At 40.8% G+C, this 3,606-nt stretch carries 4 protein-coding genes; 3 read left to right on the forward strand and 1 reads right to left on the reverse strand.

Going from position 1 to position 3,606, the window contains the following annotated elements:
• Positions 1–213 precede the first annotated feature (213 nt).
• Entirely contained in the window at positions 214–540 is a 327-nt protein-coding gene (locus HZS85_RS16530) for a DUF3139 domain-containing protein (RefSeq protein ID WP_214856874.1), read from the forward strand.
• 256 nt (positions 541–796) lie between these two features.
• Entirely contained in the window at positions 797–1,081 is a 285-nt protein-coding gene (locus tag HZS85_RS16535; RefSeq protein WP_214856875.1) for a hypothetical protein, read from the forward strand.
• Positions 1,082–1,112: 31 nt separating this feature from the next.
• On the opposite strand, the gene HZS85_RS16540 is transcribed toward HZS85_RS16535, so the two are convergent.
• Positions 1,113–1,535: a DUF2599 domain-containing protein gene (locus HZS85_RS16540; protein ID WP_214856876.1), complete on the reverse strand. Its 423-nt coding sequence runs from the start codon at positions 1,533–1,535 to the stop codon at positions 1,113–1,115.
• Positions 1,536–2,970: 1,435 nt separating this feature from the next.
• Here HZS85_RS16540 and HZS85_RS16545 point away from each other — a divergent pair.
• Complete coding sequence (locus HZS85_RS16545; RefSeq protein WP_214856877.1) at positions 2,971–3,438, forward strand: hypothetical protein; 468 nt, start codon at positions 2,971–2,973, stop codon at positions 3,436–3,438.
• Positions 3,439–3,606: the final 168 nt, after the last annotated feature.

A 3,606-nucleotide genomic window follows, 5' to 3' on the forward strand; every position in this document is an offset into this window, starting at 1 on the left:
GATTAAATTGTACCGTGAGATTTCGAACGCTCGCGTGCTCTGAAATCGTGAAAAAAAGTAACGTTGCGTGAAATGACAATTCCTCGCAATCTTACGACTGGTAGATCCACGCTTTCGAAAAAAGAGACGAAAAGGATGTGTTTTCACAAACTTTTCGTCTCTTTTTTACTCTATACTTACTCATAAAAAATCATTCAGATCGGATGTGACAGAATGAAAAAAGAAGTACGTCCATTTGTTTTTACGTTGATTGTTTTAGTTATTTTGATTGCTGCGTATCCATCGTATCGGATATTTTCTAAGCTCAGTATAGAGTCGAAAATCGAAAAACTCTTAGAGCAAAAAGATTACGATCAAGACATAACCAAAAAAGAAATGAAGTATGATTCGAAGACAGGAAGATACTTTTTAGAAGTCAGATACGAGAATGAACCTGACTATACTTACACGTACGAAGTGATCGACGATAAGATTTTAACGATTGCTTATGATCAAAAAAATTCAGAAGTAACAACTGGTTTAAAACACATCTTAAAATGAAAAATACTCAAAAATGGTGAAAAAGAGCATAAGGGGAAACTGCTATCACTCACCGTGCTAGCCTAGGCGGAGCCTAGTGTTTCCCTGATATCATCAAAATCTCCAAAAGGTCACACCGCGTGCCACTAAAAAGATTGATTTGGCACACACTGTGCCAGACGATAAAGTAATTAAAAGTAATAAAAAAGATTAATTCAAACTTTTTTTGTTAGATAATGCTATATTTTTCTTATACTAATTAAAGGGGTGTTTTTGCTTGGCTGGTACTTTTGATTCTTTGAATTCAATTTTTTATTTATTAGTTTTTTTAGTTTTATTAAATGTAATCTTTTTGGTGGTTCCATCTAAAATTTCGTCTTTTGTATACATATCATTTAATACAGTAGTCCTCGCTGTTGTTTCAATCATGTTATTCTTCAAAGCAGGTTCTCTAACTGATGATCTAAATATGGATGGATCAAGTGTGCCATTTTATTTAACTATTATTATCGGAATTCTTGCTATCGTAGCTATTCCACTAGGGTTAAAAAACAAAAAATGAAGAACTTTTAAGTTCTTCATTTTTTGTTTTTTTAGTTTTTTGGATTACACGCTTTTGCCATTGTTTCTGGCAAACTAGTAGTCGTTCTATGTGGTTCTAAATTCCAAGGAGTTTTAGCTTTACCTGCTCCTAATACATGACAATGAAATTGTGCGCTCATTGCTTTAGTATTTTTCCATTTTGAGCTACTTGACCATTTGTTTTTAAGTAAATTGAATGCATGACTAGCATGAGCCATTTTGATATTGCCGTTAGTTGTGATCAATGGAGAATCTTTATCTGGGTGAATACTTAAAGATACTACTCCGTCACGAGTGATCCAAGAAACTGAATTAAAGTAATCTGAGTACTTGTATGAATCTACAATTCCAGCAGCATGAGCTTTAGAATTGACTCCGACAAACAAAAATCCTAGTAAAGCAAAACATGTAAAAACTTTTCTGATTGAACTCATTTCAATGTCCCCCTATATTTGTAAACGTTTTCTGACTATAAAAAGATTACATACAATTTTGGTTGAAACAATACTTTTAAGGGAAAAAGTAACTTTTTTAAAAAAAGGTATATTAACTTACATATAAAAAACGCTTATTCGAAAAAAAACGAAAAAGCGTTCTTGTATTGCTTATATTATGAGGAAATGTGTTGTCAGAAAAATTACTGCGAGGTAGAATAATCAGTAACAAAATACGGACGAAACAACAAAAAACGCCACTTCTCCCATCTGCTCGTTTGGCGACGAGTAGATGATCAACGAAGTGACGCTTTTGAATAGCGAGTGCACGAACACTTGCTATTGAATAGTTGAAGGCACATTGCACGTGACTTCAACTTAGATGCACTTATCATACTAAGGAAACCTTGAACATTCAAGGTTTTAGTGTAGAAAAAGGACATCATTCAGTAGCAAGTTTTACAAAACTCGCTATCGGATGATGTCCTTTTTGTTTTGGTTTTACATAAAAAGAGGTCAGCACTCGCTCTTTAAACGAGTAGGTTCATCCAGCCGACGCAGTAGAATGGATCGGTCGTCACCGCAGTTCCAGCACGTGATGCGACGTTAGCAGGGGAAGGACGGAGAGCCCTGTACATAGCCTAAGTCCCGAAGGGATACGGTAAAGATCGTTGAGAGGTTCAGACGGGGTCATATGGTACGAGACCGTAGGCAGTCCCACGACAAACGGTGGGGAATTTCCTAGTAGGCGGCTGTATGATTGCTGTGACACGACATATGGCGACTTTTGGTCGCCATACAGTGGGTTATATGACGAGTCGCCGAAAGGCAACAAGGTAGGGCGTGGAAACGCCTTGTGTGTGCGAGAGCGCAGCGAGTCATATCGTAGGGGCGAGACTCCCCTGCAATCTTGGAACGCCTAGACATACGGATACCTCGTCCTACACTGGACGCAGTGCACCGATGGGCAGATTTAACTCTTTCCTTTTGCAAGGGGTTAGTCTGCCCATCCAGCCGTTTCCTCGCCTGCCTCCCGCAGTATGTCCTTGCTCTTTTAGTTCTACAAGTCTTTTTTATGAAAAAAACGAACAGAAAATGCCGAAAAGATGAAGATCAACGACAGGTTCACGTGTCGTGCGAGGGATGTTGAAGGAGGGAGCGAAGCGATTCCATTCAACATCCCGCAGTGCGCCAGCAAGCGAAGTGAAGGCGTAAACGCCGGAACGAAGTGCGGTAGATCAGGAAAGCGAAAATCTTAAACAGGCATCTAGAGAGAAAAATAGGTGCTGGAGTTGGTCGTTTATATCAACTACCGAACGATCTAGAAGAGCGAAAGTTAAGGAGAAATGCAGGTGTCCAGCCCTGTAATGTAGAAACTTAAGAGGGTAAGAGGCTAAAAAATAAGTCGGGTATAGAATTTGAGGGGGTGGGACGCATGAGAGAAATGGAACTGACGATCCTTGATGTGACGGAACTCAACAAACGGATGAAGTTCCTCGATATCGCGAAACAGCATGCTCCAGTAGGCAAGGAGAAGCTACGAGAAGCCTTGAAACAGGCTGGGGCGACGTTCGATCAACAGACGAAGCGTTGGCAGATTGCTGGAGACCATCCCAACGCCCAGAAGCGTGTCCTGGACTTCGTCCAATCGACACGGGTGAAGGAGAAAAAGAATCTAGCGAAGGAACCATTGCGTGTGGATCCCGTGACCGGACAGTCGCAACTCGACGACGGCTATTTCGAAATTGAGACGAAACCGCAACAAATCATTCGAAAAAAGGTCTCGCTCGACCTCGACGTGATGCTCCACAAGCGTCTGAAGCATATCGCACTCGAGAACGACATGAAACTCTACGAACTCGTCGAAGGCGTCCTGCAGGACTACGTACGAAAACAAAAATGAGGAGGGTGAAAAAATGAAAACTTTAGCGAACTTCCGAAAAGATTTCGAAGAAATTCTTGAGGACCTGAACACGAATCGCCGTGACGTCCGATTGGCGAACTTGATGTCAGAGATGGAGGGGGCGATCCGAATCCCACTGCTGCAAAATCTCGAATGGGAAGCCCAGCA

Source organism: Exiguobacterium sp. s130 (genome assembly GCF_018619055.1).
Lineage (GTDB): Bacteria > Bacillota > Bacilli > Exiguobacteriales > Exiguobacteriaceae > Exiguobacterium_A.